This window comes from Pantoea eucrina (assembly GCF_001691555.1).
GTDB lineage: Bacteria > Pseudomonadota > Gammaproteobacteria > Enterobacterales > Enterobacteriaceae > Pantoea > Pantoea borealis.
Genome location: NZ_MAYN01000008.1, coordinates 328,617 through 351,276 on the forward strand (window position 1 = coordinate 328,617; position 22,660 = coordinate 351,276).

Genomic DNA, 22,660 nt, shown 5'->3' on the forward strand with positions numbered 1-22,660 from the left:
CGATTTTCAGCTTGTTTTACCGGATAACAGAATTTGCCTGGCGGCCACAGCGCGGCGGTCCCACCTGACCCCATGCCGAACTCAGAAGTGAAACGCCGTAGCGCCGATGGTAGTGTGGGGCCTCCCCATGCGAGAGTAGGGAACTGCCAGGCATCCATCAAGTAAGAGAGCCCTGAACGCCTGTTCAGGGCTTTTTTACGTCTGCAGAAAACGCAGAAGTGAGTAAAATTTAAGCTTTTTTCAGCCAGCTGACGATAAAGTCAGCGATGCGGTCAGGCTGGTTGATATTCAGAACCGGCACCTGTCTTCATTCTTTATTATCGCGTCTCATTCCGGAGCAGCGACAATTCCCTTACCGGGCAAACTAATGTTTTACTACCCGCTTCGCGTTCTTTCTTCGCAAGGAAATGAGGTAAAGCATGACCCATCTGGAACATCAAAACAGCCGACCGCCCGTATCAGCAGCCGAAACGCGGCAAAGAATCAGGGCAATTGTCGGTGCATCATCCGGTAACCTGGTTGAGTGGTTTGACTTTTACGTTTACTCTTTTTTCTCCCTCTATTTTGCCCATGTCTTTTTTCCGGCAGGCGATACCACCACGCAGCTACTGCAAACAGCAGGGGTATTCGCTGCAGGTTTCCTGATGCGACCGATTGGCGGCTGGCTGTTTGGCTACATTGCCGATAAACATGGACGTAAAACCTCCATGCTGATCTCGGTCTGCATGATGTGCCTGGGCTCTCTGGTAATAGCGTGCCTGCCGGGCTATGGCGAAATTGGCATAGCAGCGCCGATCATTCTCCTGCTGGCACGTATGTTTCAGGGACTGTCAGTGGGTGGCGAGTATGGCACCAGTGCAACCTATATGAGTGAAGTCGCGCTGGAAGGGCGGAAAGGCTTTTATGCTTCTTTTCAGTATGTGACGCTGATTGGCGGTCAGCTGATGGCAGTATTAACCGTAGTCGTACTGCAACAGTTGCTGGATGATGAAGCGCTGCGCAGCTGGGGCTGGCGTATTCCGTTTTTCATCGGTGCCGGACTGGCCATCGTCGCACTCTGGCTGCGACGCTCTCTCAATGAAACCTCTGAGAAATCGCATCGTACGCATCGCGATGCGGGCAGCGTGATCGGGCTGTTACGCAATCACTCACGCGCCTTCTTTATGGTGCTTGGCTTTACCGCCGGCGGATCGCTGAGTTTCTACACCTTCACCACCTATATGCAGAAGTACCTGGTCAATACTGCAGGGATGGATGCGCGCAGTGCCAGCGGTCTGATGACCGGTGCTTTACTGGTCTTTATGGTGATCCAGCCCATTATCGGGGCGCTATCCGACAAAATCGGACGGCGGGCTTCCATGATGATATTTGGCGCAGGTGCTGCAACGTGCACCGTGCCTGTCCTGCTGCTGCTGCAACATACCGACAATCACTGGGTCGCATTCCTGCTGGTTATGCTGGCGCTGGTTATCACCAGCTTCTATACCGCTATCAGCGGTATTCTTAAAGCTGAGATGTTTCCGCCAGAGGTGCGTGCGCTGGGTGTGGGACTCTCTTATGCGGTGGCTAACGCGATTTTTGGCGGATCGGCGGAATATGTTGCACTGCTGATGAAAAGAGAAGGCATTGAAACCAGCTTCTTCTGGTACGTCTCAGCCATGGGCGCACTCTCTTTCCTGGTTTCGCTTATGCTGCATCGCAAGGGTAAAGGAATTGCGCTGTAGTCAGTGACGGATATTCCAGAGCATGATGCCGCTGGCAGCACCGGCGGCATCCCATGCCAGGTCTTTCCAGCTCCAGCCGCTTCCTGCCGCACGGCTGTCATATAACTCTTTTGCCGCACCAAAACTGAGTGAGAACATCAGGCCAAAACGCAGATTTTGGGCGTTATCCTGCTGCTGATGATGGGCAATTTCTCTGCCGGCGGCAGCAAGCAGCGCGGAGGAGACATAGTGCTGCGCTTTATCTTTACCGGTCCAGCTATCCTGCGCCTGATGCGCACATCCGCTACACAGCAACGCTATACAGAGGATGCACGCCCGCACGATTTTACAGCAACCTGCTGATCAGCCGGTCGATGCGGATACGTCGCAGACGACGGATAAGCTTGCGCACTTTAGCGGGGTAGTCGGAGATACTTTCCAGCTCGCGAAAGTGAGTCACCACCGTAGTATGTTCGCGGATTAGCGTCAGCTCTTTCTCGCGCTGTTCCGCCAGCTGATTAAGCGGATCGTGAATCAACACGGCATTTTCCAGATCCAGACGCCACGCGCGCGGATTAAGGTTGTTGCCGGTGATCATCATCCACTCATCATCAACCCAGATGCCTTTCAGGTGATAGCTGTTCTCACCATCTTTCCACAGGCGTACCGTCAGCTGACCGTTATCAACATAGTACTGCAGGCGGCTGAGAAAACGGCGCAGGTTGATCTCATAAAGGTAGGGCAGGGCGCCAATCACTTTGAACGGTTCAGACGGGGGAATATAGAAATCATTCGCCGTTTTATCGCCGACAATAATCTCAACATCTTTACCCTGACGCAGCAGATGGATCAGATTACGCACCAGTATGGCGGGCAGATTAAAGTAGGGTGTGCAGAGCGTAAGTTTCTGCTCGGCGCAGGGCATCAGATGGAAGATGGTTTTATTCAGTAAACTGCGTTTGCCCAGACCAACCAGCGGCGTTACCGCCAGCGTATCGTTGCCGGCATCGCCGGTAAAGTGATAATGAAAACTGCGCAGCTCGCTGCGAAACTGACGCGTTTCGTTTTTGATTTCCGGACTGGAAGGGCGTTCAGTCTGATCGAGGCGATTGACCGCATCAGACTGTTTCAGATTTTCATCGATCCACTCATACATCGCATTTGCCAGCTGCGGATTGCGAATCAGCTGATAGCGATCGTAGCGGTACCGTTCATGCTGATGCAGATAGACATCATTCAGGCTGGCTCCGCTGTAAAGCAGCGTATCATCAATGATAAAGCCTTTAAGATGCAGCACGCCCAGCGCTTCCCGCGTATTGACCGGGATGCCGTAGACCGGAATGGCAATATCCGGATACCGGGTAGCCATCTCACAATACCAGTCAGCATTGGTCAGGCCGCGCGCCGCACCGATACGTCCGCGCTGTGCACGATGCCAGTCCACCAGAATAGAGATATCCAGTTCCGGGCGAGCCTGACGCGCAGCATACAGCGCCTCCATAACGCTACGGCCGCCATCATCGTTTTCCAGATAGAGCGCAGCAATACAGATGCGTTTTTCTGCCGCGGCAATTTTTGCCAGCAGCGTCTCGCGAAACTCAGCAGGCGAAAAAAGCGTGGTCACATCCGACACAGATTGTGACAGTTTAGGCAGCTGTGCGAGGTGTTGTTGGTGTTTATTGCGTTTAAATTTAGACAACATCACAGTGCACTTCTTCTCTGTTCATTGTATGGCCTTTTGCCATCAAATCATGATCCTAACGTCAAATAATAACATTAACTCACCTGATAAGGAGGATTTTTACCGTTCTCTACAGGCGGCGTTCCGACGTCAATTAACGGTAAATTAAGCGTGACAATGCCATCATCAAGCTGAATATTCACGCGAAAGTTAAGTTTGCGTGCCAGTGTAATCATGCCGCTATTGTGTGGCATGGTTATACCGTTCAATTGTTGCAGACCATGATCGCGGGTATAACGAATCATCTTCTCCAGCAGTCGTCGTCCCATACCCAGTCCCTTGAGATCGGAACGGACCAGTACTGAAAACTCAGCATCGACATTATCGGCGTCAGATATCGCCCGGGTAACGCCGATGATCTCTTCAGCGCCTTCCCGCTGACGTACCGCCACAATTGCCATTTCGCGGTCATAATCTATCTGCGTCATATTGGCTAAGTCATCATGGGTGAACTCGCTGATTTCACTGAAATAGCGATAGTAGAGATCTTCTTTAGTCACCTGCGCAATAAAGGCGCGCAGCTGTGGCTCATCCTCAGGCAGAATCGGGCGAAACAGACAGTGCTGGCCATCCTTCAGGGCGACCTGCTCCTCCAGATGCTGTGGGTAAGGGCGGATAACCAGCCGCGCCTCGCTGTCGCCGCTAAACGGGGCCAGCTGCAGCGTGACATCAATCAGGGTAAACGTCTCTGCCGATGCCAGCAGCGGATGAATATCAAGCCGCTGAATCTCCGGACAATCCACTACCAGGTTTGAAACCTGTACCAGCAGCTGGCTCAGCCCGGCAATATCCAGCGGATGCAGCGCGCTGCGGCTGCGGATCTTGCCGCTTTTTATCGCCTGAATCACCAGATAGCGCGCCAGCGTCATATTCAGCGGCGGCAGCGCTACAGCGGCCTGCTTATCAGGCTGCCATTCCGCTCCTCCTTCGCCCAGCAGGATAATAGGCCCAAACAGCGGATCCTGGTCTACCACTACGCGTAGCTCCTGAGCACCAGCCCGGCTGGCCATACTCTGTACCAGCAGGCCATCCACGCGCGCCTGCGGATGCGTGATGCGCACGCGCTCAAAAATAGCCTGGGCGGCCTGTTTCACTTCAGCAGCACTGCGCAGATAAAGCATCACGCCCTGTACTTCAGACTTATGGGCGATATCAGGCGAGCGCAGTTTGAGGGCTACCGGATAGCCCGTTTGCTCAGCAATGGTGACCGCTTCCTGACTGTCGCTGGCGATCCAGCCGGGCAGCGTTGTCAGGCCATACGCCTGCATTACAGGCTGCACCTCATGGGTATCCAGCGTGGTCACGCCGCTGTCGAGCGCCTGCTGCAGCAGCTGATGTGCTTTAGCGCTGTTTTGCTGCAGCCCTGGCGGCAGCGCCGGCGTTTCCCGCAGCTGCTTCTGGTTACGGCGATACTCAACCTGATGCATAAATGCGGTCACGGTGCCTTCCGGCGTGCGCCAGGTCGGAATGCCGGCCTGGGTAAAGGCGCGCCGCGCCGCCTGGGATGAGGACTCACCGCACCAGTTAGTCAGCAGCGTGATCTGCCTGCCGCGTGGATGACGCGCCAGCGCGGCAATAATCTGCTCCGCCGTTTCAGTTGCTGGCGCTACCGCACTGGGGGAGTGAATAATCATCAGCGCGTCAAACTCATGGCTGTCGAGCAGCAGTTCAATGCAGGCAACATAGCGTGCGGGGGTGGCATCATCTTTTAAATCCAGTGGGTTTCCCCGGCCAGCGCCCTCCGGCAGCAGGGACGCAAGTCTCTGCCGTATCGCCTCATCCAGAGAGGCCAGTTTGCCACTGCGCGCATAAAGCGCATCCAGCGCCAGAGCAGCAGGCGCGGCGCCGTTGCTGACGATCATCAGGCGCTCGCCGCGCAGCGGACGCATGTGGCTGAGCGATTCAACCGCAGAGAACAGTTCATGCGTATCCTGCACGCGCAGCAGGCCGGCGCGCTGTATCGCGGCATCCCAGGCGGCATCCAGACCGCTCAGGGTGCCAATCATCGCCTGCGCTTCGCGACTGCGTCCGCTTTTAATGACCAGAATAGGTTTATTACGTGAGGCGCTGCGCGAAGCGGAGACAAAACGCCGGGCATCGCTCAGGTGTTCAAGGTAGAGCAGAATAGCGCTGGTTTTCGCATCGCGGGCCAGAAAATCGAGCACGTCATCGACATCGATATCGAGGCTGTCGCCCAGCGCGATAAACCAGGAGAAGCCGAGATTCCGCTGCTGCGCCCAGTCGAGGATGGTGTTTGACACTGCGGCAGACTGTGAAACAAAAGCAATGCGTCCTTTCGCGATGGGCACCGGCGAGAAGCTGGCGTTCAGCCCCTGCCACGGGGCCAGCAGTCCCAGGCTGTTAGGACCGAGCAGGCGAATTTGCCACTGGCTGGCGCAGGTTTTCAGCGTTTCAAGCTGGCTGGCGGGTGAGGAGAGAATAATGCAGGCTCTGCAGCCTTTTTCGCCCAGCTGCTGCAGCAGCTCGGGATTGCGCTTTGCATGGGTGCAGATGATCGCCAGGTCAGGCGCAAAAGGCAGACTGGCGATATCGGGCCACGCCAGCACGCCCTGTACCGCCTTGTATTTTGGCGTGACCGGCAGCACCGGGCCGCTGAAGCCGCCCGCCAGCAGGTTGCGCATCAGAAAATAGCCGGCACGCCCCGGCGTTACCGAGGCGCCAATTACCGCAATCGATTTAGGTCGTAACAGCGCTTCCAGTCCACGTTGACTCATCATCCACTCCTGCAGTCGGGATTGGCATGATTGTAAACGCTTTTACGGTGAAAACCGATTTGCTGCTGTCAGGCTGCGAGCCAGCTTCAATTTTCGCTGCTGTTTATCGCTTGCTGCGTATGAACCGGATGATGCGGTTTGCCCGCAAGGTAAGCATGACGGAACTGTTCAAAGTGCTGCTGCAGGGCGCTGGCAGCAAGACTGTCACCCGCCTGAGCCAGCAGCGCTGCGGCGACCTCAGCCGTGCAGTGCTGTCCTTCACCGTGCGCCTCGCGCAGCGTATAGCGCGAAGGCGTACTCACGCTAAGCGACATAACGGGAAAAGTGTCCAGCCACGGGCTTTTACGGAACATCTTGCGCGCCTCGGACCAGGTGCCATCCAGCATAATAAACAGTGGCGGTTTACCGCTGACCGGCGGCGTGGTCAGCACGTCGCGTCCGGGATCGGCATAAGATGCAGGAAACACCACTACCGGCTGATAGTCACTGCTTTGTACTGCTGCCAGCAGCGCCGGATCGGGCTCCGTTCGCGACCAGCCGAAGGCGAGGGTATCTGGCAGCACATCGGCAATCAGGCGTCCGGTATTGCTGGGCTTCATTGGTTCAGTATCAAACATCACCAGGCAGAAGCGGCTGCGCGACTGCTGCGGCTGCAGCGTAGCACACAGGCAATTCTTGTGCGGCAACAGGCAGCGCTGACAGCGTACGACGCGATTACCGCGCGCGAGAAAAGGCCGGGTGGCGCGGGCCAGACGTTGCGCCCGTAAGCGCAGAACAGCATTTTCAGACATAGATGTGCAGGGCAGGAAAAACGTCAGTGTAATAGAAGGGGAAAAGCAAGGCCAGCAATGTGCCGGCCTTCAGTGACTACAGGGTTTCATCGAGCCATTCATTAAACGGCGTTTTCGGCATTGCGCCATTCAGCATATCGACCATTTCGCCCTGTTTAAAAATCATGATGGTCGGGATCGTGCGGATACGAAAACGCGTGCTCAGCGCCTGCTCAGCTTCCGTATTCACTTTGATGAAGCGCACTTTGCCACTGCGTTCGGCCGCAACTTCTTTAAACACGGGCGCAAAGTTTACGCACGGTCCGCACCACGGTGCCCAGAAGTCGATCACGACCGGCAGGTCATCCTGCAGATAGCTATCCAGCGTAGCGGCCGTGGCATTCACCACTTCACCGTTGAAAAGCGCTTCGCCGCAGCGGCCGCACTTCGCACCGTCGGTCAGGCGCGCTTCGGGAACGCGGTTAACTGCCTGACAGCCGGCGCATACAGTATTTATTGTCATCTCAAACCGGTCCTGTAAATCTGGTAATAGAGTCGTATTATGAAAAGGCTGAATGCTATGCTCAATCTGGATTACCCAATAGGTTCAATAGTTGATAGCTAAGCGCTGGCACATCAGGTAATCTTCGCGCTCTCAATGCTGGAGGAACAGATGAACGACGAATTTAAAGGCAAAAGCGGCAAGGTAAAAGTGATGTATGTACGTGAAGAGGAGGGCGGCAGTAAGCCAAATCCGCGTACCGGCAAAGGCGGCCGTCCTGCTGCGCGCCAGGAAGATAGTCGTCGCTCTGCTCCCCGCAGCAATCGCAATAATGACGAGGGCGATCGTGCCCGCGCACCGCGCAGCGGTGACGACTCCGGCCGCTCGCGCAGCCGTGATGACGCCGGCCGCTCACGTGCGCCGCGCAGCAGCGATGATGCCGGACGTGGCCGCCGTACGGACCGTAACGACCGTAATGACCGTAACGACCGTAGCAATCGCCCTGAGCGTAACGACCGCGACGATCGCGGCTTCAGCGATTCGCCGTGGCGCACCGTATCCCGCCCGCCGGTTGCCGCTGCAGAGAGCGCGGCGGATGATGCCGCTGACGCGAAGCCGGTCATTGATTCTGAGCAGATCCGCCGTCAGCGCCAGGAAGAGACGCGTGTCTATGGCGAAAACGCCTGTCAGGCGCTGTTCCTGAGCCGTCCGGAAAGTATCGTGCGCGCCTGGTTTGTCCAGAGCGTTACGCCGCGCTTCCGCGAAACGCTGCGCTGGCTGGCCGCAAACCGCAAAGCGTATCACGTGGTTGAGGAGGCTGAGCTGGCGAAAGCGTCCGGTACCGAACATCACGGCGGCGTCTGCTTTATTATCAAAAAGCGCAGCGGTATGGCGGTATCAGAGTGGCTGAAGAAGGCAGAGCGTAAAGATTGCGTGCTGGCGCTGGAAGATGTCAGCAACCCACACAACCTGGGCGCCATTATGCGCAGCTGCGCGCATTTTGGTGTGAAGGGACTGCTGGTGAACGATGCGTCGCAGCTGGAATCGGGTGCTGCCGTTCGTACTGCTGAAGGCGGCGCTGAGCACGTGCAGGCGATCAACGGTGAAGATTTTGCTGCAGGTCTCGAAGCGTTTCGTAAGGCGGGCTACACCATCGTGACCACGTCGAGCCATGAGGGCACGCCGCTGGCGCGCGCTGAACTGCCGGCGAAAATGGTACTGGTGCTGGGGCAGGAGCGTGAAGGTCTCTCAGACAGCACCTTCCGGCAGGGCGATCTTAGCCTGTCAATTGGCGGAACCGGCAACGTCGAGAGCCTGAACGTCTCGGTAGCAACCGGTATTCTGCTGGCCGAATGGTGGCGTCAGAACGCATAAAAAAAACGGGCCATTACGGCCCGTTTTACATGGTGGCGGCTTAGTGCGCGCCGCCACCTCCGCCGCCTGCGCCAAACGGCGGACGGGCAAACCATACCAGCACCAGCAGAATCACAAACACCCCCGCCGATGCCCAGAAGATCTCATTGGCTGAAATAATCAGACCCTGATTGGTAATCTCCCGCGCAATCCATGCAGACGCCTGCTGGTGGCTCATCCCCATCCCTTCCAGCTGCGCATACATCTCCTGCGAATTCTGGTTGTAAGGATTGACGGATTCACTCAGATAGCTGTGATGCATTGACTCGCGATTGGTCCACAGGGTGGTAGTGATCGAGGTACCGATCGACCCCGCCAGCGTACGCACAAAGTTAGAGAGGCTGGAGGCGGCCGCCAGGCGCTCCGGCGGCAGTCCCGATAGCGTAATCGTGGTCAGCGGCATAAAGAAACAGGCTACGGCAAAGCCCTGAATAAACTGCGGCCAGGCAGATGCGCCAAAGTCCATGCCGGGTTCAAAGGTATAGGCGCGCCAGTAAAAACAGACGGCATACATGATAAAGCTAAAGGTCACCAGCCGGCGCATGTCGAGCTTGTGGGCAAAACGGCCGATGATAGGTGAGAGGATCACCGGAATAATCCCGACCGGTGCCGATGCCAGTCCGGCCCAGGTGGCAGTGTAGCCATAGACCTCCTGCAGCAGCTGCGGCAGCAGGACAATGGAGCCGAAGTAAAGCATATAGGCCAGGCTTATCGACAGGCAGCCAATGGTGAAATTGCGCATTTTGAACAGCGACAGGTCAACTATCGGATGATCATCCGTCAGCTCCCACACCAGCAGCACCGCCAGCGCCACCACGGCGACCACCGTCAGCACGATAATCTCTGTTGAGCTGAACCAGTCCAGCTCTTTACCGCGATCCAGCATCACCTGCAGCGCCCCGATACCCACCACCAGCAGCACCAGACCGACAATATCGATCGGGCGGATCTCTGTTTTGGTTTCGCGGCCACGCAGCGTCTGCAGCGTCAGCATCACCACCACAATGCCAATCGGCACGTTGATAAAGAAGATCCAGCCCCAGTGATAGTTGTCGCTGATCCAGCCGCCGAGGATCGGGCCACAGATTGGCGCGACGATCACCGTCATCGCCCACAGCGACAGCGCAATGCTGCGTTTGGCAGGCGGATAGTTACTCAGCAGCAGGCTTTGCGAGAGCGGGATCAGCGGGCCGGCCACAATGCCCTGCAGAATACGGAAAAAGATCAGCATCTCCAGGCTTTCTGACATGCCACACGCCCAGGAGGCGAGCGCAAACAGGATTGTCGCCCAGGTAAAGAGCTTCACTTCACCGATGCGTTTTGCCAGCCAGCCGGTAATCGGAATCGAGATGGCGTTAGCCACCCCGAACGAGGTGATGACCCAGGTGCCCTGTGAGTTAGAGGCGCCCAGGTTACCGGCAATGGTCGGGATCGCCACGTTGGCGATGGTTGAGTCGAGCACCTGCATGAATGTCGCCAGCGACAGGGCGATAGTCATCAAAACAAGGGGCGCGCCCTCAAGCGGTTTTTGTGCCATAACAGTCTCCGGCGGATCAGCCCGCGTTGGCACGAACGATAGCGGTAATCATCTGGTTGACCGGTGCGAGGTCGATAGCCAGCGCATTGCTCTCATACGCCGCCTGCGGACGTACGGCACCCGCCAGCACGGCGCCCTCTTTGTTCTGCGTATCAATTTTCACCAGGGTCGAAAGGCCGATGCGCAGCGGATGCGCCGCCACTTCATCCGGGTTCAGCTCAATACGCACCGGCAGGCGCTGTACGACTTTGATCCAGTTACCGGTGGCGTTTTGCGCGGGCAGCAGCGAGAAGGCGCTGCCGGTACCCATATCGAGCCCCGCAACCCTGCCGTGATAAACCACGTCATCGCCATAGATATCGCTGACCACGGTTGCAGACTGACCGATACGTACGCCGGCAAGCTGCGTCTCTTTGAAGTTGGCATCTACCCACAGGTTGGTGGCGGGCACCACCGCCAGAAGCGGGGTGGTAGTGGAGATTTGCGAGCCGACCTGCACGCTGCGGCGTGAAACATAGCCATCAATCGGGCTGCGAATATCGGTACGCTGCAGATTAAGCCAGGCATCGCGCAGGGCAGCAGCGCTTTGCTGTACCGCAGGCTGATTTTCCAGACCGGTATTCAGGATCATCGCCTGGTTGGCATTATATTGCTGCACAGCCACGTCAAGCTGCGCTTTGGCGGTCGCAACGGCGTCGCGCGCGTGCTGCAGCTCTTCGCGGCCAATCAGATTGGAGGCACCCAGCGGTTCGCGGCGCTTCAGGTCGGCTTCTGCCTGCTCCAGTGCCGTCTGCTGCAGCTTGATCGTGGCCTGATACTGCCTGCCGTTGATCATCAGCTGGTGCGTCTGGCGGACGCTGGTGGCCAGCGCAGTTTGCGCTTTTTCAAAAGCCTGCTGCGCATCGGTTTTGTCCAGTGAGACCAGCACGTCACCTTTTTTGACGCGATCGGTATCATCAAACCACACTTTATTAACGCTGCCGGAAACCTGCGCCATCACCTGCACCTGATTGCCAGCCACATAGGCATCATCAGTCTCCTGAAAATGCCGCAGCACCAGATACCAGTAAGTCAGATAGCTAATGCCGGCCACAATAAACACGACAGCCAGCAGGATCAGCGCAAGTTTACGCTTCTTCTTCTTGTTTGCAGGCTGTTGCGGGCTTTGAGCTTCCGCTGTCGCACTCATGTCGTTCTCCACGTTTGCCATAAGTCGGGATGTGCTGATCCATCAACACGGTAACCCGAATCGAAAAAGCCAGCGCAAAAGGCGCTGGCCAGATAAAGGAAAATTAAAATAGCGATTTCGGCAGGGGGTTGTGTCGCACTTCTTGCTATTAGCGAGAGAGTGAGGCGATAACCTGATCTTCGTCCATTTTATCCAGACGGTTAAGCAGCTTGCGCGTGATGGCTTCCAGCTGCTCCTGCTCGGTTGCGCTCAGTGACGACCAGAGATACTGCAGGCTCTGGTGCTGTGGCGGCAGCAGCTGACGCAGAAACTCGTTGCCTTTTTCAGTCAGGTGCAGATGCAGGCAGCGGCGATCGTTGTCGCTTTCACGGCGTTCGATCCAGCCGCGCTTTTCCAGTTCATCCGCAATGCGCGTGGCGTTGGTGCGTGAGGAACCCAGCGCCGAGCTCAGTTCTGATGGCTGAATGCTCTGGTTTTCCTGTGCATCCAGCGTGATCAGCGCCATAAATAAGGTTTCGTTAATTCCCTGCGCCTTGAGCATTTTGTTGCGATTATCCAGCAGCTTGCCCTGCATATGCATACACAGGCGGGTCAGGATAATTTCCTGCAGCGGAAAATCTTTATGGCGATTTGCCCGGACGTTCAGCATCTGCTCAATGGGAGTAAACGAACTTTCCATCTAAAAAAACCTCTTGATTGCAACGTAGAAATATCACATTCAGCGCGCTAACCGCTTCGCTGTGGAATAATTTCGAGAGTAAAAATAACTTCAGTGAATAAGTACACTGCTAACGATATCAAACTCACCTGTTAATGGACAGCGCAGCTTACCGATTTGCGCTGTTTTTCTTGCTCAGGCAGGCTCTGCGCGGGCATTACGCCACCAGATTGTCAGATTAAGCAGCGTTGCCAGGGCGCCAGCCGCACAGACGCCATACCAGCCAAACAGATGAAACGCATTTGCCGAGATAACCGAGCCCAGCGCACCCCCGGTAAAATAGCTGGTCATATAGCCGGAGGTCAGGCGATTGCGCGCTTCAGGCAGGGTGCGATAAATCACGCTTTGATTGGTGATGTGCACCCCCTGAACCGCCAGATCCAGCAGCACAATACCGGCAATCAGCGCCAGCAGGCTGCTGCTGCCCAGAGCGGTAACGCCCCAGGAGATCAGCATGATCACCAGCCCGGCGCTGGTGGTGAGTTTTGCTTTGCCGCGGTCGGCCAGTCCGCCTGCCTGACGCGCCGCCAGCGCGCCTGCTGCCCCGGCCAGACCCAGCAGGCCAATCTCGCCCTCGCTGAAATTCCACGGCGGCGCGGCCAGCAAAAAAGCTATTGAAGTCCAGAGCATGCTGAAGTTTGCAAAACTCAGGCAGCCGGTAAGTGCCCGGGTACGTAATACCCGATCGGCGCTGAACAGGGAGAAAATAGAGCGCAACAGCTGCAGGTAGTTAAGCGGCACGCGCTGCTGGTAACGCGGCAGATAGCGCCACAGCGCCAGCGCCATCAGGATCATCAGCACGCTGGCGCACCAGTAAACGCTGCGCCATCCTGCAACCTGAGCCAGCGCGCCGGCCACGGTACGGGCCAGTAAAATGCCCAGCAGCAGACCACTCATGACCGTGCCTACCACTTTGCCACGCTTTTCCGGAGCAGCGAGCGTTGCGGCCAGCGGTACCAGCAGCTGTGCGACCACTGAGAAGAGACCGGTTATCACGGTACCCAGCAGCATCAGCGTCAGCGAAGAGGAGAGGGCGGTCAGCATCATGCCGCCCGCCGCCAGCAGGCTCATTGAGACAATCAGGGCACGGCGTTCCAGCATATCGCCCAGCGGCACCAGCAGCAGCAATCCACAGGCGTAGCCTAGCTGCGCCGTAGTCACGATAAAGCCCGCGACACTGACTGAGAGGCCAAACTGATGCGCGATTGTGTTGAGCAGCGGCTGCACGTAGTAGTTACTGGCCACTGCCAGCCCTGTCGCCACTGACATCAGCGTTACTAATGGGGCACTGAGACGTGCCGGGGATGAACTCATGAGCTGACACACAAAGAAATAATCATATACGGGTAATAGTAACCGAAAAAATTATTTCATTGTTGTGATAATTGACAGGACATACCAGTCCCCTTCAGCGCACGCTGCGCTGACATTTAGCGTGCAGAAAGAGAAGGAGGGCAGCACCACGGGAGTTCTCCCGTGGCGTATAAAACCGGCAGTGCAGCGTAACGTTAAAAATCCCAGTCCTCATCTTCCGTTTCCACAGCTTTACCCATCACATAGGAGGATCCGGAGCCGGAGAAGAAGTCGTGGTTTTCATCGGCGTTGGGCGACAATGCTGCCAGTATTGCCGGGTTAACTGCCGCTATCTCCGCCGGAAACAGCGCCTCATAGCCCAGATTCATCAGCGCCTTGTTAGCGTTGTAGTGCAGAAAAGCTTTTACTTCGTCAGCCCAGCCCGACTCCCCATACAGCGTATCGGTATAAGCCAGTTCATTTTCATACAGCTCCAGCAGCAGATCGACAGCGAACTGCTGTAGCGCCTCTCGCCGCGCGTCATCGGCGTGCTGCAGCGCCTGCTGATATTTATAGCCGATGTAGTAGCCATGAACCGCCTCATCGCGGATGATCAGACGGATCAGATCGGCGGTGTTGGTCAGCTTGCCGCGGCTTGACCAGTACATCGGCAGCCAGAAGCCCGAGTAAAACAGAAACGACTCCAGAAAGACGCTGGCGATCTTTTTCTTCAGCGGATCGTCCGCCTGATAGTGCGCCAGAATGATCTGCGCCTTATTCTGCAGCGCGGCGTTCTCTTCACTCCAGCGGTAGGCAGCGTCCACGTCTGCCGTATTGCATAGCGTGGAGAAAACCGAGCTGTAGGAGCGGGCGTGTACCGCCTCCATAAAGCTGATATTTGACAGCACCGCTTCTTCATGCGGCGTGGCGGCATCCGGCATCAGGCCCGGTGCGCCCACCACATTCTGAATCGTATCGAGCAGCGTCAGCCCGGTAAACACGCGGATAGTCAGCTGCTGCTGCGCCGGTTCCAGCGCCTGCCACGCGGGCAGATCGTTTGACAGCGGTACTTTTTCCGGCAGCCAGAAGTTACTGGTCAAACGGTTCCAGACCTCAAGATCTTTATCATCCTGCAGGCGATTCCAGTTGATTGCCTGAATGGCATTACGTTTCATCATAATTTTACAGGGCGCAGGAGACGCAGCCCTCAACCTCCGTGCCTTGCAGCGCCATCTGACGCAGACGAATGTAATAGAGCGTTTTGATGCCTTTTTTCCAGGCGTAAATCTGCGCCCTGTTGATATCGCGCGTGGTGACGTCATCGCGGAAAAACAGCGTCAGTGACAATCCCTGATCGACATGCTGCGTCGCTTCGGCATAGGTATCAATAATCGCCTCAGGACCGATCTGGTAGGCATCCTGATAGAACGCCTGGTTTTCATTGGTCATAAACGGTGCCGGATAATAGACGCGCCCGGTCTTGCCCTCTTTACGGATCTCAATGCGCGACACAATCGGATGAATACTCGAGGTGGCGTGATTGATGTAGGAGATAGAACCGGTCGGCGGGATCGCCTGCAGATTCTGGTTAAACAGCCCGTGCTGCATTACCGCCGACCGCAGCGCCTGCCAGTCAGCCTGCGTCGGCAGGACAAGTCCGGCATCGTGGAACAGCTGCGCAATACGGGCGGTGCGCGGCTGCCAGCTGTGCGTAATATATTTATCGAAGTAGCGCCCGCTGGCGTAGTGCGACTGTTCAAATCCGTCAAAGCTGCGCTGCCGCTCGCGGGCCAGCTGGTTTGAGGTACGCAGTGCGTGGAACGTGACGCAGTAAAAGTAGAGGTTGGTGAAATCAAGCGCCTCGTCTGAACCGTAGGCGATGCCTTCCCGCGCCAGGTAGCCGTGCAGATTCATCTGCCCGAGACCAATGGCGTGTGAGCGGCGGTTACCTTCGGCGACGGACGGCACCGAGGCGATCTCGCTCATCTCTGACACCGCGGTAAGCGCCCGCACGGCCACCGCTACGGTGCGGGGAAGGTCGCGGGAGTCCATGGCGTGCGCGATATTCAGCGATCCGAGATTACAGGAGATATCTTTGCCCGTGCGCCGGTAGCTGAGATCCTCATTCAGTTCACTGGCGCTGTTCACCTGCAAAATCTCCGAGCAGAGGTTACTCATGTTAATGCGGCCGGCAATCGGATTACTGCGATTAACGCTATCTTCATACATGATGTAGGGATAGCCCGATTCAAACTGGATCTCTGCCAGCGTCTGGAAAAAGTCGCGCGGTTTGATATAGGTTTTGCGGATACGATCGTCAGCCAGCATCGCATCATAGTGCTCGCTGATGCTGATATCGCTGAACGCTTTGCCATAGATGCGCTCAACGTCATACGGCGAAAACAGCGCCATATCCCGGTTCGCTTTTGCCAGCTGAAAGGTGATATCCGGGATCACCACGCCCAGCGAAAGCGTTTTAATGCGGATTTTTTCATCTGCGTTTTCACGTTTGGTATCAAGGAAGCGCAGAATATCGGGATGATGCGCATTCAGCCAGACGGCACCGGCACCCTGGCGGGCGCCCAGCTGGTTAGCGTAGGAGAACGCATCCTCCAGCATCTTCATGACGGGGATCACGCCGGATGACTGGTTTTCAATGCGCTTGATGGGGGCTCCCGCTTCGCGCAGGTTAGAGAGCAGAAACGCCACGCCGCCCCCGCGTTTAGAGAGCTGCAGGGCAGAGTTCACCGCCCGGCCAATCGACTCCATGTTATCTTCGATACGCAGCAGGAAGCAGGAGACCAGCTCACCGCGCTGCTGTTTGCCGCAGTTCAGAAACGTGGGCGTGGCAGGCTGGAAACGGCCGCTCAGGATCTCCGCCAGCAGCGCACGCGCCTGCTGCTCATCACCGCGTGCCAGCGTCAGCGCCACCATACAGGCGCGCTGGGTGAAGGTCTCCAGGTAGCGTTTGCCATCAAAGGTTTTCAGCGTATAGCTGGTGTAAAACTTCCAGGCGCCGAGGAAGGTGTGAAAGCGGTGCTTCTGCGCATCCGCGTCATCATGCAGCGCGCAGAGAAAGCGGAAATCATACTGATTCAGCACGCTGGCTTCGTAGTAGCCTTCATCCACCAGATAGCGCAGTCGCTCAGCGGCAGAGCTGAAGGTGAGCGTGTTGGGCTGAACATGCTGCAGGAAAAACTGCCGCGCCGCTTCACGATCTTTCTCAAACTGAATATGGCCTGCTGCGTCATACAGATTCAGCATCGCGTTCAGCGCATGGTAATCGAGCTGCGTGCTGTTCAGGGTGTCTGCTGTTGCCAAAATTGGGTTACTCCTGCTTTAACCTGCGCAATGTCTTCCGGCGTCCCCATCATTTCAAAGCGATAGAGGCAGGGCACCTGACATTTACGCGCAATGATGTCGCCCGCCAGGCAGAAACCGCTGCCGAAATTGCGGTTGCCGGCGGCAATAACGCCACGGATGCCGCGACGATTCGCGCTGTCGTTAAGAAACTGAATCACCTGGCGTGGTACGGCACCCTGCACACCGCCGCCGCCATAGCTTGGCACCACCAGAATATAGGGGTGGTCAACCTGCAGCCGCTGGTCAGCCTCTGCAGGAATGCGGCGCGCCGGCAGCGCCAGGCGGGTAATAAACCTGTGGGTGTTTTCAGATCGGCTGGAAAAATAGACCAGCGGATACACGGGGCTATTCACTTACCGCTGCTGGCTGGCGCAGCGCAGCAATTTTGTCCGGACGGAAGCCGCTCCAGCTGTCGTCCGGCGTTATCACAACCGGTACCTGGCGGTAGCCCAGCGTTCTGAGCTCTCCAGTCGCCTCCGGCTGTATATCAAGATTGATGAGCTGGTAAGCGATACCACGACGATCCAGCGCATGTTTAGTGGTGTCACACTGGACACAGTTGCTTTTAGTGTAAATAATAATGCTCATGATTCGCATTTCCTTTTAGTCACAGGAAGATAGCGGCTACTGCCAGACGCAACGGGTCATATTTCAATATGTAGTGCCTTATTTGATTATAAGATACTAGATGTAGCGATTGCGGTGGTCAACCCGCTAACTGAAGGGATATTGCTCCGATAGCAGCACAAACCAGGCAGGCAGCGCTTTTCGCAGCGGAAAAAATTTTTCGCGTAAAAAACGGCAAAAAAAAGCCCTGCGTCAGCAGGGCCTTGTGAGATTTCATAGGTCAGATTAGCGGCGGGATACCAGCAGCGCACCCAGGACCAGACCAACGGCAGCGCCTACTCCGACACCGTGCCATGGCTTGTCGCGCACATAGGCATCAACCTGATAGCCTGCATCACGCGCCGCCTGTGAAACTGAATTGTTGCCGTTCATTTTCGCACGGGTCTGTTTCAGCAGTTTTTGCGCCTTATCGCGTGCGCTGTCGACTTCATCTTTGGCATCGCTGCCGTAAGATTTGAGCAACGCTTCCAGCGAATCAGCCAGATCGTTTACATCCTGATTGATATCAATGTCATCATTTTTAGTCGTTCGATTAAACATTTTTCGCTCCCTTTGATTTAAAACGTAATACTAAGTGTAGACGATACGTGATTAAACGCAGCGCTATGCCAGGCTTTAGGGAAAATCCGAATGTCTGTACCATAGGTCTGTTGTAAGGTTGCGGAGCTGTGAGAAGAGAGGAGCAAGCATGTATTTACGTCCGGATGAGGTTGCGCGCGTACTGGAAAAAGCAGGATTCGAAATGGATGTTCTGACGCCAAAAACCTATGGTTACCGCCGTGGTGAGAACTACGTCTATGTTAACCGTGAGGCGCGTCTGGGACGCACAGCGCTGGTGATACATCCTACGCTGAAAGAGAAAAGCCAGCACTTTGCTGAGCCCGCCTCAGAGATGAAAACCTGCGATCACTACACGCAATTCCCTCTCTACCTGATGGGTAATTCACAGGAGCATTACGGTATTCCCCACGGTTTCAGTTCCCGTGTTGCGCTGGAGCGCTATCTGCAGGGCGTGTTTGGCGCCTGATTTTTTGCCCCGTTAACGCGGGGCTCTCCCGATCTGTACGATTCCCTGTTTCCGCCACGTTGCAAAACGCAGCGCGGATGCGTATAACTCTGTATCCATATAGAAGTTTAGACGTCCATATGGATTATCAGCATGCAAAGCGCGAATACCCCTCCGCAGGAAAGTTTTAAACGCACGATGAAAGTGCGGCATCTGGTGATGCTGTCGCTGGGCGGCGTCATTGGCACCGGCCTGTTTTTTAACACCGGCTACATCATTTCAACAACCGGTGCCGCGGGCACACTGCTGGCCTATCTCATCGGCGCGCTGGTGGTCTGGCTGGTAATGGCCTGTCTGGGCGAGCTGGCGGTAGCGATGCCGGAAACCGGTGCGTTTCACGTTTACGCCGCGCGCTACCTGAGCCCGGCCACGGGCTACACCGTCGCCTGGCTTTACTGGCTCACCTGGACCGTGGCGCTGGGGTCCAGCCTGACCGCGGCCGGTTTCTGTATGCAGTACTGGTTCCCGGCCGTGCCGGTCTGGCTCTGGTGTCTGGTATTTTGTCTGGCCATCTATCTGCTGAATATTATCTCTACGCGCTTTTTTGCCGAAGGCGAGTTCTGGTTCTCGATCATTAAAGTGGTCACCATCATCGCTTTTATTGTGCTGGGCGGCGCCGCGATGTTTGGCTTTATCCCGCTGAAAGATGGCTCTGCCGCGCCGGGCCTGCATAACCTCACGGCGTCGGGCTGGCTGCCGCACGGCACGCTGCCTATTCTGATGACGATGGTGGCGGTAAACTTTGCGTTTTCCGGGACTGAACTGATCGGAATTGCAGCAGGTGAGACTGAGGAGCCGCAGAAAGCGCTGCCGCTGGCTATCCGTACAACCGTGGCCCGCCTGATTATCTTCTTTGTCGGCACGGTATTTGTGCTGGCGGCCCTGATCCCGATGGACCAGGCGGGCATAGTTAAAAGCCCGTTTGTGCTGGTGTTTGAAAAAATCGGTATTCCCTGGTCAGCTGACATCTTCAACTTCGTGATTCTTACGGCGATCCTCTCTGCTGCTAACTCCGGCCTCTATGCCTCCGGACGCATGCTCTGGTCGCTGGCGAATGAAAACACGCTGCCGCGCTGTTTTGCGCGCGTGAACCGGCGTGGTATTCCGGTTCTGGCGATCACCATCAGCATGCTGGGCGGCCTGCTGGCGCTCTTTTCCAGCGTAATCGCGCCGGATACGGTATTTGTGGCGCTGTCGGCCATCTCCGGTTTTGCCGTGGTGGCCGTCTGGCTCAGCATCTGCGCCTCACACTACGTTTTCCGCCGGCGCTACGTGCAGGCCGGAAATGATATCAGGCAGCTCGCGTACCGCGCGCCGTTCTACCCGGTGGTGCCGGTACTGGGATTTGTGCTTTGTCTGGTAGCGTGCGTGGGTCTGGCGTTTGATCCGTCACAGCGCATCGCGCTCTGGTGCGGTATTCCGTTTGTACTGCTCTGTTATGCTGCTTACTATGTTACCCGGCGACGTAAACCCCTTAAGACGCAGGAGAGCAACCATGCCGCGTAACCCGATTGCTGAAGCACTCACTCAAACCCGTCCGCTGATCCTGGATGGCGCGCTGGCCACCGAGCTGGAGGCACGCGGCTGCGATCTTGCAGACTCCCTCTGGTCAGCAAAAGTGCTGATGGAGCAGCCGGAACTGATTTATGCCGTGCACCGCGACTACTTTGCTGCCGGCGCACAGGTGGCGATCACCGCCAGCTATCAGGCAACGCCGCGCGGTTTTGCCGCACGCGGCCTGGATAGCGGCAAGGCGGGCGAGCTGATCCGCCTGAGCGTGACGCTGGCGCAGCGTGCACGCGATGATTACCGTGCTGCTTCCGGCACCACGGCTCCGCTGCTGATCGCCGGTTCAGTAGGGCCCTGGGGCGCCTATCTGGCAAACGGTGCCGAGTATCGCGGCGACTACGCGCTGCCGCCGGAAGAGATGAAAGATTTCCACCGGCCGCGCGTGGCGGCGCTGCTGGAGGCGGGCGTCGACCTGCTGGCATGCGAAACGCTGCCGTCGTTTGGCGAAGCGCAGGCGCTGATCGCGCTGCTGGCTGAATTCCCGCAAAGCAGCGCATGGTTTTCGTTTACGCTGCGTGACGCAGAGCATATCAGCGACGGCACGCCGCTTGAGAGCGTGATGAAGGTGATTGACGCAGCACCGCAGGTTGTTGCGGTGGGCATTAACTGTGTGGCGCTGGAGAGCGTTACGCCGGCGCTGCGGACCCTGCAGGCGCTGACGCAGAAGCCGCTGCTGGTCTACCCTAACTCGGGTGAGCAGTATGATGCAGAGAGTAAAAGCTGGCACTCCGCCCCGTCTGGCTGCACGCTGCAGGAGAAGTTCAGCGAATGGCAGCAGGCAGGTGCGCAGCTGATTGGCGGCTGCTGCCGGACGTCGCCTGAGGATATCCGGGCAATTGCTGCCTGTTGTCAACGCTGAATAAGCACAAAAAAAGCACACTGATAGCGCGATTGTCGTCAGTGAAAAGCCAGAGAGCACGGTTTACACTGTGCTCTCTGACTCTGATGCGGATCTGCTATGAACCTGCGACACACTCTTCCCGCCTGCGCGCTGCTGCTAAGCGGCTGCGCCACTATCGTCGGTACAGACACGCAGCCGGTAAAAATTGACTCTATCCCGCAAGGCGCCCGCTTTACGGTACAGGATGAGACCGGACGCGCGGTAGCGCAGGGCTACACGCCCCAGACCATAGACCTGGCAAAATCAAACGGCAGCTACTTTGGTAAAAAACATTATCAGGTCATGCTGGAAAGCCCCGGCTATGTCCCGCTGACGCTGCCGATTGAGGCAAGTGCCAATCTCTGGTACGTGCTGGGAAATATTCCGCTGCTCGGCTTCCCGGGCTGGCTGGTGGTCGATCCGTTCTATGGCGGGATGTATACCCTGAAACCGGATCATCCGCAGCCGGTACTGAACGTGGTAGGCGCGCGCGGCCGCTGATCTCTGCGTAATCATTCCCCTGCGAAGGTTCAGGTGCCGTAGAGGGCGCATTCATGCGCCCCTGGCCAGTTCCCGGCAACGCCGGCCAGGGCGCCATTAATGGCGCCCCTACGAAGGGTTCAGATGCCGCAGGGGGCGCATTCATGCGCCCCTGGCCAGTTCCCGGCAACGTCAGCCAGGGCGCCATTAATGGCGCCCCTGCAAAGGGTTCAGGTGCCGCAGGGGGCGCATTCATGCGCCCCTGGCCAGTTCCCGGCAACGCCGGCCAGGGCGCCATTAATGTTGCCCCTGCGAAGGGTTCAGGTGCCGTAGGGGGCGCATTCATGCGCCCCTGGCCAGTTCCCGGCACGCCGGCCAGGGCGCCATTAATGGCGCCCCTACGAAGGGTTCAGATGCCGTAGGGGGCGCATTCATGCGCCCCTGCAAAATGTTCAGATGCCTGCGGTTCGCTGCTTACTGGGCGGTGGGCTTGACCATGGCGTTGCCGGGTTTATGCTGCGCCAGATACTGCTGCTGAAAAATGCACATGCGGATGGTGTTACGGTATTCACCGTTGATAAAAAATTCATGCTTCAGCACGCCTTCAACTTCAAAGCCGAGCTTACTGTAGATATGAATCGCCTTCTCATTCTCCTGATCAACAATCAGATAGAGCTTGTAGAGATTCAGCACGGAAAAACCGTAATCCATGGCCAGCCGGGCCGCCTTGCTGGCTAAACCCTTGCCCTGATGGCCTGGCGCGATGATGATCTGAAACTCAGCGCGACGGTGCACATGGTTAATCTCCACCAGCTCAACCAGTCCCGCTTTTTCCTCTTCATATTCGACCACAAAGCGCCGCTCGGTCTGATCGTGAATATGCTTGTCATAGAGATCGGAAAGCTCAACAAACGCCTCATAAGGCTCTTCAAACCAGTAGCGCATCACGCTGGCATTATTATCCAGCTGATGAACAAAATGCAGATCTTCCCGCTCCAGAGGGCGTAATTTCACCGTCACAGGCTGCTCCTTGCGTTAAGAAATTCAGAAAGCGGCCGCCGGATACCGGAGGCC

21 protein-coding genes and 1 rRNA gene are annotated in these 22,660 nt (G+C 56.8%); 7 read left to right on the forward strand and 15 right to left on the reverse strand.

Annotated features, from left to right (window positions below):
• Positions 1-36 precede the first annotated feature (36 nt).
• Both rrf and BBA90_RS07670 read left to right on the forward strand, forming a co-directional pair.
• Positions 37-152: ribosomal RNA gene (gene rrf, locus BBA90_RS07665) — 5S ribosomal RNA — on the forward strand.
• Positions 153-419: 267 nt separating this feature from the next.
• Positions 420-1,724 (forward strand): MFS family transporter, encoded by a 1,305-nt coding sequence (locus BBA90_RS07670; RefSeq protein WP_065648614.1) that lies wholly within the window; start codon positions 420-422, stop codon positions 1,722-1,724.
• On the opposite strand, the gene BBA90_RS07675 is transcribed toward BBA90_RS07670, so the two are convergent.
• The 5 genes from BBA90_RS07675 to trxC all read right to left on the reverse strand — a co-directional run bounded on the left by BBA90_RS07675 (position 1,725) and on the right by trxC (position 7,466).
• Positions 1,725-2,045, reverse strand: a complete 321-nt coding sequence (locus BBA90_RS07675) for a YfiM family lipoprotein (RefSeq protein WP_065648615.1) — start codon at positions 2,043-2,045, stop codon at positions 1,725-1,727.
• A gap of 4 nt (positions 2,046-2,049) precedes the next feature.
• Positions 2,050-3,405 (reverse strand): CDP-diacylglycerol--serine O-phosphatidyltransferase, encoded by a 1,356-nt coding sequence (gene pssA / locus BBA90_RS07680; RefSeq protein ID WP_065648616.1) that lies wholly within the window; start codon positions 3,403-3,405, stop codon positions 2,050-2,052.
• 74 nt (positions 3,406-3,479) lie between these two features.
• Positions 3,480-6,179 carry a bifunctional acetate--CoA ligase family protein/GNAT family N-acetyltransferase gene (locus BBA90_RS07685; protein WP_065648617.1) on the reverse strand — a complete coding sequence of 900 codons (2,700 nt, stop codon included), beginning with the start codon at positions 6,177-6,179 and terminating at the stop codon, positions 3,480-3,482.
• Positions 6,180-6,265: 86 nt separating this feature from the next.
• Positions 6,266-6,970: a tRNA-uridine aminocarboxypropyltransferase gene (locus BBA90_RS07690; RefSeq protein ID WP_065648618.1), complete on the reverse strand. Its 705-nt coding sequence runs from the start codon at positions 6,968-6,970 to the stop codon at positions 6,266-6,268.
• A 76-nt stretch (positions 6,971-7,046) separates the two neighbouring features.
• Positions 7,047-7,466 (reverse strand): thioredoxin TrxC, encoded by a 420-nt coding sequence (gene trxC / locus BBA90_RS07695; protein ID WP_065650425.1) that lies wholly within the window; start codon positions 7,464-7,466, stop codon positions 7,047-7,049.
• Between the two features lie 156 nt (positions 7,467-7,622).
• Here trxC and BBA90_RS07700 point away from each other — a divergent pair, with 156 nt between their 5' ends.
• Complete coding sequence (locus BBA90_RS07700; protein WP_065648619.1) at positions 7,623-8,825, forward strand: tRNA/rRNA methyltransferase; 1,203 nt, start codon at positions 7,623-7,625, stop codon at positions 8,823-8,825.
• Between the two features lie 40 nt (positions 8,826-8,865).
• On the opposite strand, the gene emrB is transcribed toward BBA90_RS07700, so the two are convergent.
• The 9 genes from emrB to BBA90_RS07745 form a co-directional block, all read right to left on the reverse strand.
• Entirely contained in the window at positions 8,866-10,401 is a 1,536-nt protein-coding gene (emrB, locus tag BBA90_RS07705; protein ID WP_065648620.1) for a multidrug efflux MFS transporter permease subunit EmrB, read from the reverse strand.
• A gap of 16 nt (positions 10,402-10,417) precedes the next feature.
• A complete protein-coding gene (gene emrA / locus BBA90_RS07710) occupies positions 10,418-11,590 on the reverse strand; it encodes a multidrug efflux MFS transporter periplasmic adaptor subunit EmrA (protein WP_065648621.1) in 1,173 nt (390 codons plus the stop codon).
• A gap of 148 nt (positions 11,591-11,738) precedes the next feature.
• Positions 11,739-12,269, reverse strand: coding sequence for a transcriptional repressor MprA (gene mprA, locus BBA90_RS07715; RefSeq protein ID WP_065648622.1), 531 nt, complete (start codon positions 12,267-12,269; stop codon positions 11,739-11,741).
• Between the two features lie 174 nt (positions 12,270-12,443).
• Positions 12,444-13,622 (reverse strand): MFS transporter, encoded by a 1,179-nt coding sequence (locus tag BBA90_RS07720; RefSeq protein ID WP_065648623.1) that lies wholly within the window; start codon positions 13,620-13,622, stop codon positions 12,444-12,446.
• 194 nt (positions 13,623-13,816) lie between these two features.
• Positions 13,817-14,776 carry a class 1b ribonucleoside-diphosphate reductase subunit beta gene (nrdF, locus tag BBA90_RS07725; protein WP_065650426.1) on the reverse strand — a complete coding sequence of 320 codons (960 nt, stop codon included), beginning with the start codon at positions 14,774-14,776 and terminating at the stop codon, positions 13,817-13,819.
• Positions 14,777-14,783: 7 nt separating this feature from the next.
• The gene (gene nrdE, locus BBA90_RS19540; protein WP_075050723.1) at positions 14,784-16,922 is read right to left on the reverse strand and encodes a class 1b ribonucleoside-diphosphate reductase subunit alpha; all 2,139 of its coding nucleotides are present in this window, start codon (positions 16,920-16,922) and stop codon (positions 14,784-14,786) included.
• Complete coding sequence (gene nrdI / locus BBA90_RS07735) at positions 16,901-17,305, reverse strand: class Ib ribonucleoside-diphosphate reductase assembly flavoprotein NrdI (protein ID WP_065648624.1); 405 nt, start codon at positions 17,303-17,305, stop codon at positions 16,901-16,903. Before nrdI ends, nrdE begins: the two co-directional genes overlap by 22 nt.
• Before the next feature lie 4 nt (positions 17,306-17,309).
• Complete coding sequence (gene nrdH / locus BBA90_RS07740; RefSeq protein ID WP_065648625.1) at positions 17,310-17,552, reverse strand: glutaredoxin-like protein NrdH; 243 nt, start codon at positions 17,550-17,552, stop codon at positions 17,310-17,312.
• 264 nt (positions 17,553-17,816) lie between these two features.
• Positions 17,817-18,131 carry a DUF883 family protein gene (locus BBA90_RS07745; protein WP_065648626.1) on the reverse strand — a complete coding sequence of 105 codons (315 nt, stop codon included), beginning with the start codon at positions 18,129-18,131 and terminating at the stop codon, positions 17,817-17,819.
• A 148-nt stretch (positions 18,132-18,279) separates the two neighbouring features.
• On the opposite strand from BBA90_RS07745, the gene BBA90_RS07750 reads away from it, so the two are divergent.
• The 4 genes from BBA90_RS07750 to BBA90_RS07765 all read left to right on the forward strand — a co-directional run bounded on the left by BBA90_RS07750 (position 18,280) and on the right by BBA90_RS07765 (position 21,607).
• Positions 18,280-18,618: a DUF2002 family protein gene (locus tag BBA90_RS07750; RefSeq protein WP_065648627.1), complete on the forward strand. Its 339-nt coding sequence runs from the start codon at positions 18,280-18,282 to the stop codon at positions 18,616-18,618.
• Positions 18,619-18,750: 132 nt separating this feature from the next.
• Positions 18,751-20,163, forward strand: coding sequence for an S-methylmethionine permease (gene mmuP / locus BBA90_RS07755; RefSeq protein WP_065648628.1), 1,413 nt, complete (start codon positions 18,751-18,753; stop codon positions 20,161-20,163).
• A complete protein-coding gene (gene mmuM / locus BBA90_RS07760) occupies positions 20,153-21,085 on the forward strand; it encodes a homocysteine S-methyltransferase (protein ID WP_065648629.1) in 933 nt (310 codons plus the stop codon). Before mmuP ends, mmuM begins: the two co-directional genes overlap by 11 nt.
• A gap of 99 nt (positions 21,086-21,184) precedes the next feature.
• Complete coding sequence (locus BBA90_RS07765) at positions 21,185-21,607, forward strand: hypothetical protein (RefSeq protein ID WP_065648630.1); 423 nt, start codon at positions 21,185-21,187, stop codon at positions 21,605-21,607.
• 453 nt (positions 21,608-22,060) lie between these two features.
• Here the strand turns inward: BBA90_RS07765 and speG are convergent, their stop codons facing one another.
• Positions 22,061-22,606 carry a spermidine N1-acetyltransferase gene (gene speG, locus BBA90_RS07775; protein ID WP_039379754.1) on the reverse strand — a complete coding sequence of 182 codons (546 nt, stop codon included), beginning with the start codon at positions 22,604-22,606 and terminating at the stop codon, positions 22,061-22,063.
• Positions 22,607-22,660 lie beyond the last annotated feature (54 nt).

What these genes read in the sequence shown, in the direction of transcription:
- BBA90_RS07670 (WP_065648614.1), top strand. Translation starts at nt 420, where the DNA reads ATGACCCATCTGGAACATCAAAACAGCCGACCGCCCGTATCAGCAGCC.
- pssA (WP_065648616.1), bottom strand. Translation starts at nt 3,405, where the DNA reads ATGTTGTCTAAATTTAAACGCAATAAACACCAACAACACCTCGCACAG.
- BBA90_RS07685 (WP_065648617.1), bottom strand. Translation starts at nt 6,179, where the DNA reads ATGAGTCAACGTGGACTGGAAGCGCTGTTACGACCTAAATCGATTGCG.
- BBA90_RS07690 (WP_065648618.1), bottom strand. Translation starts at nt 6,970, where the DNA reads ATGTCTGAAAATGCTGTTCTGCGCTTACGGGCGCAACGTCTGGCCCGC.
- BBA90_RS07700 (WP_065648619.1), top strand. Translation starts at nt 7,623, where the DNA reads ATGAACGACGAATTTAAAGGCAAAAGCGGCAAGGTAAAAGTGATGTAT.
- emrB (WP_065648620.1), bottom strand. Translation starts at nt 10,401, where the DNA reads ATGGCACAAAAACCGCTTGAGGGCGCGCCCCTTGTTTTGATGACTATC.
- emrA (WP_065648621.1), bottom strand. Translation starts at nt 11,590, where the DNA reads ATGAGTGCGACAGCGGAAGCTCAAAGCCCGCAACAGCCTGCAAACAAG.
- mprA (WP_065648622.1), bottom strand. Translation starts at nt 12,269, where the DNA reads ATGGAAAGTTCGTTTACTCCCATTGAGCAGATGCTGAACGTCCGGGCA.
- BBA90_RS07720 (WP_065648623.1), bottom strand. Translation starts at nt 13,622, where the DNA reads ATGAGTTCATCCCCGGCACGTCTCAGTGCCCCATTAGTAACGCTGATG.
- nrdF (WP_065650426.1), bottom strand. Translation starts at nt 14,776, where the DNA reads ATGAAACGTAATGCCATTCAGGCAATCAACTGGAATCGCCTGCAGGAT.
- nrdH (WP_065648625.1), bottom strand. Translation starts at nt 17,552, where the DNA reads ATGAGCATTATTATTTACACTAAAAGCAACTGTGTCCAGTGTGACACC.
- BBA90_RS07745 (WP_065648626.1), bottom strand. Translation starts at nt 18,131, where the DNA reads ATGTTTAATCGAACGACTAAAAATGATGACATTGATATCAATCAGGAT.
- BBA90_RS07750 (WP_065648627.1), top strand. Translation starts at nt 18,280, where the DNA reads ATGTATTTACGTCCGGATGAGGTTGCGCGCGTACTGGAAAAAGCAGGA.
- mmuP (WP_065648628.1), top strand. Translation starts at nt 18,751, where the DNA reads ATGCAAAGCGCGAATACCCCTCCGCAGGAAAGTTTTAAACGCACGATG.
- mmuM (WP_065648629.1), top strand. Translation starts at nt 20,153, where the DNA reads ATGCCGCGTAACCCGATTGCTGAAGCACTCACTCAAACCCGTCCGCTG.
- BBA90_RS07765 (WP_065648630.1), top strand. Translation starts at nt 21,185, where the DNA reads ATGAACCTGCGACACACTCTTCCCGCCTGCGCGCTGCTGCTAAGCGGC.